This window comes from Mycolicibacter senuensis (genome assembly GCF_003284925.1).
In the GTDB taxonomy this organism is placed as follows: domain Bacteria; phylum Actinomycetota; class Actinomycetes; order Mycobacteriales; family Mycobacteriaceae; genus Mycobacterium; species Mycobacterium algericum_A.
Window position 1 is genome coordinate 1 of sequence record NZ_QMEX01000164.1, and the last position, 7,123, is coordinate 7,123.

Genomic DNA, 7,123 nt, shown 5'->3' on the forward strand with positions numbered 1-7,123 from the left:
CATACCTCCACCAGCGAGGTCTCCCCGCCTTCCAGGGCCTGGGCCACCCGCAGCGCGCCGGCGAACACCGGATCACCGGTCGAGCGTGCATCCACGGTGGTGGGGCCGCCGTCGAGCACCGACGACGCCCGGGCCGCCCGCAACGAGGCCTCGGCGGCACTGACCGCCCACCCCCGCACGTTGGTCTTGTGCCGGTGGGCCCGCGCCAGCTCATCGCGGACCTTCTCGCTGGCCTCGGCGACTCCGGGCAATTCGAGCAGCGGGGCCAATGGGTCGGTGATCACGGGCTGTGACACTACCGGCGGGTGGTTAGGCTGCTGACCGTGAGCCGGAACCCTGACACCGCCGCCCCCGCAGACTCGCCGTCGTCCTACCCGCCCTCCCCCGAGTTCGCCGCTCAGGCCAACACCGGCGCCGAGGCCTACCGTGCGGCCGAACACGACCGGCTGGCGTTCTGGGCCGAGCAGGCCAACCGGCTGCACTGGGCGACGCCGTTCACCGAGGTGTTGGACTACTCGCGGGCGCCGTTCGCCCGGTGGTTCGCCGACGGCAGGCTCAACGTCGCCTACAACTGCGTGGACCGCCACGTGGCGGCCGGTCACGGCGACCGGGTGGCGATTTACTGGGAGGGCGAGCCGACCGGCGACGCCCGCACCATCACCTATGCGGAGCTGCTCGCCGAGGTGAGCCGGGCCGCCAATGCGCTGACCGACCTTGGCCTGGTCGCCGGTGATCGGGTCGCCATCTATCTGCCGATGATCCCCGAGGCGATCATCGCGATGCTGGCCTGTGCCCGGCTGGGGGTGTTGCACACCGTGGTGTTCGCGGGCTACTCCGCGCACGCGCTGCGCTCCCGCATCGACGACGCGCAGGCGAAACTGGTGATCACCTCCGACGGTCAGTTCCGCCGCGGCCAGCCCGCTCCGCTCAAGCCCGCGGTCGACGAGGCGCTGAGCTCAGCCGAAGCGACAAGCACCGTCGAGCATGTGCTGGTGGTACGCCGCACCGGCGCCGAGGTTGCCTGGACTCCCGACCGCGACCTGTGGTGGCACGACGTCATCGACGCCGCATCACCCGAGCACTCCCCCGAGGCGTTCGAGGCCGAGCAGCCGCTGTTCCTGCTCTACACCTCGGGGACGACGGGCAAGCCGAAGGGCATCGTGCACAGCAGCGGCGGCTACCTGACTCAGGCCGCCTACACCCACTACTGCGTTTTCGACCTGAAGGCGGCCACCGACGTGTTCTGGTGCACCGCGGACATCGGGTGGGTCACCGGCCACACGTATGCGGTGTACGGGCCGCTGGCCAACGGCGCCACCGAGGTGATCTACGAGGGCACGCCGGATTTCCCGGACCAGCACCGTCACTTCCAGATCATCGAGAAGTACGGCGTGACAATCTATTACACTGCGCCGACGCTGATCCGCACGTTCATGAAGTGGGGTCGCGACATCCCCGACGCCCACCGGCTGTCCAGTCTGCGGCTGCTGGGGTCGGTCGGTGAGCCGATCAACCCGGAGGCCTGGCGCTGGTATCGCCGGGTGATCGGCGGGGACGCGGTGCCGGTGGTCGACACCTGGTGGCAGACCGAGACCGGCGCGGCGATGATCTGCCCGCTGCCCGGCGTGGCCGCGGCCAAACCGGGCGCCGCGATGACCCCGCTGCCCGGGATCTCCGCACGCATCGTGGACGACCACGGTGACCTGGTGTCGCCGAACGATACCGGCGGCGAACCGGTGTCGGGATACCTGGTGATCGATGCGCCGTGGCCGGCGATGGCCCGCGGGATCTGGGGGGACGAGCAGCGGTTCATCGAGACTTACTGGTCGCGGTTCGCCGAGCAGGGCTGGTACTTCGCCGGTGACGGCGCCCGCTATGACGCCGACGGAGACATCTGGGTGCTCGGCCGTATCGACGACGTGATGAATGTGTCCGGACACCGCATCTCCACCGCCGAGGTGGAGTCCGCGCTGGTCGGTCACGCCGCGGTGGCCGAAGCCGCCGTGGTCGGCGCCCTCGATGAGCAGACCGGGCAACGGATCTGCGCGTTCGTGGTGCTGGCGGCCTCGCACAGCGCGGCCGGTGGCGCGATCACCGACGAGCTGCGCGAGCGTGTCACGGTGGAGATCTCGCCCATCGCCCGCCCGCACCAGGTCCACGTGGTCCCGGAGTTGCCGAAGACCCGCAGCGGCAAGATCATGCGGCGACTGCTGCGCGACGTCGCCGACGGCCGCGAACTCGGTGATACCTCAACCCTGGTGGACCCCAGCGTGTTCGACGCGATCCGGGCGGCCGACTGAAGGCGGCGGCCCGCCGGGGCCGCGATCGCCTGCCGGTCCGATCAGCCGATCGGGACGAAACCCGCCCCGGGCCGGTTGTTGGCGTTGATATCGCCCAGCACCGCGTTGATCGACACCACGACGGCGGGCGTGTGCAACGGGATGTACTTGACCACGCAGGTGGGCAGCGCCTCGCTGAACGCGCCGTGGATCATGCCGACCAGCATGTTGTTCACCACGACGGGGCCGCCGGAATCGCCCGGCCGACCGCACACCTGCATGACGATGGTTCCCGGGTCCTGGCCCGGACCCCAGGTGACGCCGCAGGAGTTCCCGGTGGTGCGACCCTGCTTGCAGGCGATCTGGCCGAAGGACGGGTCTGGTCCGATGCCGCCGATGATGAAGCCGCCGAAGTTGGACACCGGCGTCACCCGCTCCGGGTCGAACTCGATCACCGCGTAGTCCAGGTTGTCGTTTCCGGCCACCATCAACCCGATAATGCCGTTGGCCTCCGAGCCCTCGGCCGCGACTTTGGCGCCCGGGCCACCGCAGTGTGCGGAGGTGAAGCCGATCAGCGCCCCGGTGTTGTCATGGCCGATCGAGGTCAGCGTGCACATCGTGTCACCGTCGACGACGAGCCCGGCGCCGCCGCCCATCACCACCTTGTTGTCGGCGGCGACCCGTGCGGCCGGCGCGGCAAGGCCGGCCGCCGCAACGCATGACGCCAACGTCAGCACCGTCGCGATGGTGCGCAGCAACCAGCGGTGTGCGATCTGCACAGCGGCTCTCCCGTCGATCAGCTCCACCCCCGGTGGGTATAAAAACAGCTTAACGTGGGGCCTGCCCATTTCGGCCGCTGCTTTGCCGGGGTCGTCGGGGCTGCTACCGCATGGCAACATTAAGCCGCGACGACAGCGAACGGGAGGACAGCCAGTGAGCAAGGCCGATCGCAGGAAGGCGTCACGCGCCTCGATTAGATCCGCCAGGGCGGACCGCAACGGGGTGCCCAACACCTTGGCGACCATCCCGTTGACGGATCCCCACGCGCTGCCGGCCGACCCGTCGCTGGGCGAGCTGGTCAAAGACGCGACGGCGCAGATGTCGACACTGGTGCGCGCCGAGGTCGAGCTCGCCCGCGCCGAGATCACCCGGGATGTCAAGAAGGGCCTGACCGGCAGCGTGTTCTTCATCGCAGCCTTGGTCGTGCTGTTTTACTCCACCTTCTTTTTCTTCTTCTTCCTGGCCGAGGTGCTCAACATCTGGCTTCAGGACTGGGCCGCCTACCTGATCGTGTTCGGGGTCATGCTGACCGTCGCCTCGGGCTTGGCGTTGTTCGGCTTCCTGCGGGTCCGGCGCATCCGGGGGCCGCGGCAAACCATCGAATCGGTGCGGGAGACGCGCGAGGCACTGCGCCCCGATCCCGACCGGCTGCACTCGTCGGGTCCGCAGTCGCTGAAGGCGCCGGACGGCAAACCGGCCACCGACCCCTCGGGCTGGTAGTGCCGCCACCGGATCCGTCGATCACCCGCATCGACGGGCCGTGGCGGCATCAGGACATCCACGCCAACGGCATCCGCTTTCATGTCGTCGAGGCGATCCCGGCCGGCGAAGACGCCGCCGACGGCCCGCCGATGGCACGGCCACTGGTGATGCTGCTGCACGGTTTCGGCTCGTTCTGGTGGACCTGGCGTCACCAGCTGCGGGGGCTCACCGGCGTCCGGGTCGTCGCGGTCGACCTGCGCGGCTACGGGGGCAGCGACAAACCGCCCCGCGGCTATGACGGCTGGACCCTGGCCGGGGACACCGCCGGACTCATCCGCGCCCTGGGGCACTCGTCGGCGACCCTGGTCGGCCACGCCGACGGCGGACTGGTGTGCTGGGCGACCGCGCTGCTGCACCCGCGATTGGTGCGCGCCATCGCCCTGGTCAGCTCGCCGCATCCGGCGGCACTGCGCAACTCGGCGCTGACCCGCGCCGATCAGGGCCGGGCACTGCTGCCGTGGTTGCTGCGCTACCAGCTGCCGTTCTGGCCGGAGCGCACCCTGACCCGCCGCGGCGGCGCCGAGATCGAACGCCTGGTGCGCAGCAGGGCCGGCGCGAATTGGCAGGCAAGCGAGGACTTCTCGGAAACCATCGGTCACCTGCGTACCGCGATCCAGATCCCGGCGGCAGCACATTCCGCGTTGGAGTACCAGCGCTGGGCGGTGCGTAGCCAACTGCGTTCGGAGGGCCGGCGATTCATGAAGGCGCTCGATCTTCGGACACTGAACATCCCGCTGCTGCACCTGCGCGGCGACGACGACCCCTACGTGCTGGCGGATCCGGTGGCCAAGACCCGGCGTTACGCACCCCATGGCCGGTACGTATCCCTACCCGGCGTAGGGCATTTCGCCCACGAGGAGGCGCCGGATCAGGTCAACGAGCAGTTGATGCGGTTCCTGTCGTCGAGCTAACCACGCCGGGCGGCGATCCGACCCGACTCACTCACCGCCGACGCAGGTCTGGGTCGACACGGGTGCGGTGTCGCCGATCCGGGCGAGCTGGTTCGACACCTCCTCGGCGGTCATCACGAACCCGGTGTCGGCGTCGTCAACCGCCGCACCGAACACCACGCCGAGCACCCTGCCCTCCATGTCGATCATGGGCCCACCGGAATTGCCTTGCTGCACAGTTCCTCTGATCGTGTAGACCCGGCGGGTGACGGTGGTGGTGCGGTAGATGTCGGGCCCCTCGAGGTTGATCGTGTCGCGAACCCGGGCCGGGGTGGCCTCAAAGACCCCACCGCCGGGATAGCCCAGCACCAGGGCATCGGTGTCGGGCTCGGCCGGCGAGGGCGCGAACGGCAGCGGCGGCAACGGCAGGTCCGGCACCGCCAGAATCGAGATGTCTTCCTTGGGATCGAAGGAGATCACCGTGGCGTCGTAGGACTTGGTGCCGCTCTCCACCGACACACTGTCCGACCCGGCCACCACGTGCGCGTTCGTCATCACTCGGTTGGGCGAGATCACGAAACCGGTGCCCTCCAACACTTTCTGGCAGTTGGGGGCTACGCCGCGGATCCGCAGCACACTCGGCGCAGTGGCCTCGACCACCGGGCTGGCGGCCAATCCGGGGTCAGGCGCGTCCACCGCGGCGATCGGTGTGCGGTTGAACGGTTCCAGTACGGCGGGCAGCCCGGAGTCGTCGAGCACCGCCGACAGCCGTCGCGGCACGTTCTTGAGCCAGCCCGGCGCCAGGTCGTCGACCTGGCGCAACACCCGCGAGTCGTTGACCGCAGCGGCCAGGCTCGGCTGGTCGGAGGCGGTCAGCGGGGTGGCCAGCAGCCAGGCGGCGATCAGCACCACGACCAGCTGCAGCACCACGCCGACGACCGAATCCACCCCGCGGACACCGGGGCTGCGGATCGCTCCGCGCACCGCCCGGCCCAGCACCACGCCGGCGACCTCGCCGATGACGACCATGGCCAGGATGAGAAACAGCGCGGCGAACAGCTTGAGCCGGGCACCGGCGACGTGCTCGATCAGGTGTGGCGCCAGCAGCACCCCGGCCATCGCGCCGAGCGCCACGCCGACGAACGACAACAGCGAGCCGAGCGCGCCGGAGCGCCAGCCGGACACTGCGGCAACGAAGGCGATCGCCAGCACGGCGATGTCCAGCCACTGCGACGACGTCATATCCCGCCTTCTCCTCCAACCAGGGCCATCGCCTCGTCCAGGCCACGCACCTCGGTGTCGTCCCAGGGTTGCGCCCAGCCGGCTACATCCAACATCGCCGAGATCACCTGGGCGGTGAACCCCCAGACCAGCATCTCGTTGAGCCGAAACGCCGGCATGGCCCAACGCCTGCTGCGGGCATCACGGTAAACCATCAACCGGTTCGCGGGGTTGATGAACGCCCGGAGCGGAACCCGTGCCACCACCGCCGTCTCGGCCGGATCCACCACCCCGACCGGCCCGGGGTCCTCCGAGTAGGCCAGCACCGGCACCACCTGGAACCCCGAGGGTGCGATGAAGACCTTTTGCAGCACCGTCAGCGGGTGCACCCGGCGCGGATCGATTCCGGTCTCCTCGTTGGCCTCCCGCAGCGCGGTGGCCACCGGCCCGGAATCGCCGGGATCGACCGCCCCGCCCGGGAACGCGGCCTGGCCGGCGTGGTGGCGCAGCGTCGAGGCCCGCACCGTGACCAGCAGGTCGGCAGATTCCGGTATGTCACCGGCCTGCTGCGAAGGCGGACCGGAGAACAACACCAGCACCGCGGCGTCGCGCTGGTGTCCGGTGATGTCGGCTTCGGCGTTGGCCGCGGTGACCATTCTGCGGATGTCGGCCGGCAGCCGACGCTGGTAGGCGTTGGGCATCTTGTCGGCGTTGTCGACCAGCGGGCGCAGCCAGGCCGGGGCCCGAGACCGGGAATCGCCAGCGTTCACCGCGTCTCCCTCTGCCCGCTCCCCATCGCCGCACCTCAACGCCCACTGCCCCCGACGGCGGCGGCGATCTCATCGGCGCTGGCGAAGGACTGCGGCAGGATGCGGGCAACGCTACCGTCCGCGGCGAGCACCACGGTCGCGGGCATCACGTTGGGCACCCGCAACGCCGCCGCCAGCTGGCGCCGGCCGTCCTGCAGCGTGGGCAGCCGCACGCCCAGCTCGGCCAGCAGCGCCAACCCCGCGGCCTGGTTGTCGTCTTGGTGCACCGTCACCACCATCACGTCCGGCCCGGCACGGCGCTGGTATTCGGCGAAGGCGGGCAACTCGTCGCGGCACGGCCGGCACCAGTAGGCCCATAGGTTCAGCACCACCCGGCGGCCGGCGAACATTGCGGCCACGTCGACAGGCGCACCGTCGGCCG

The 7,123-nt window shown here is 69.9% G+C and carries 7 protein-coding genes and 1 pseudogene; 3 read left to right on the plus strand and 5 right to left on the minus strand.

Annotated features, from left to right (window positions below; genetic code table 11):
- Positions 1–284 (minus strand): annotated as a pseudogene (locus DQP56_RS21265) (oxidoreductase); the annotation flags it as partial.
- 39 nt (positions 285–323) lie between these two features.
- Here DQP56_RS21265 and acs point away from each other — a divergent pair.
- Entirely contained in the window at positions 324–2,300 is a 1,977-nt protein-coding gene (acs, locus tag DQP56_RS21270) for an acetate--CoA ligase (RefSeq protein WP_112688835.1), read from the plus strand.
- 41 nt (positions 2,301–2,341) lie between these two features.
- On the opposite strand, the gene DQP56_RS21275 is transcribed toward acs, so the two are convergent.
- Complete coding sequence (locus DQP56_RS21275; protein WP_112688827.1) at positions 2,342–3,058, minus strand: chymotrypsin family serine protease; 717 nt, start codon at positions 3,056–3,058, stop codon at positions 2,342–2,344.
- A 154-nt stretch (positions 3,059–3,212) separates the two neighbouring features.
- Between DQP56_RS21275 and DQP56_RS21280 the strand changes: the two genes are divergently transcribed.
- Complete coding sequence (locus DQP56_RS21280; RefSeq protein WP_234825763.1) at positions 3,213–3,779, plus strand: phage holin family protein; 567 nt, start codon at positions 3,213–3,215, stop codon at positions 3,777–3,779.
- Positions 3,779–4,732 (plus strand): alpha/beta fold hydrolase, encoded by a 954-nt coding sequence (locus DQP56_RS21285; RefSeq protein WP_112688829.1) that lies wholly within the window; start codon positions 3,779–3,781, stop codon positions 4,730–4,732. The genes DQP56_RS21280 and DQP56_RS21285 overlap by 1 nt, the downstream gene beginning before the upstream one ends.
- A 27-nt stretch (positions 4,733–4,759) precedes the next feature.
- On the opposite strand, the gene marP is transcribed toward DQP56_RS21285, so the two are convergent.
- The 3 genes from marP to DQP56_RS21300 form a co-directional block, all read right to left on the minus strand.
- On the minus strand, positions 4,760–5,953 hold the full coding sequence (marP, locus tag DQP56_RS21290; RefSeq protein ID WP_112688831.1) for an acid resistance serine protease MarP: 1,194 nt from the start codon (positions 5,951–5,953) through the stop codon (positions 4,760–4,762).
- Positions 5,950–6,633: an NUDIX hydrolase gene (locus tag DQP56_RS21295; RefSeq protein WP_234825765.1), complete on the minus strand. Its 684-nt coding sequence runs from the start codon at positions 6,631–6,633 to the stop codon at positions 5,950–5,952. The genes marP and DQP56_RS21295 overlap by 4 nt, the downstream gene beginning before the upstream one ends.
- A gap of 104 nt (positions 6,634–6,737) precedes the next feature.
- The coding region (locus DQP56_RS21300) for a TlpA family protein disulfide reductase (protein WP_133258993.1) at positions 6,738–7,123 on the minus strand (386 nt) is incomplete at its 5' end.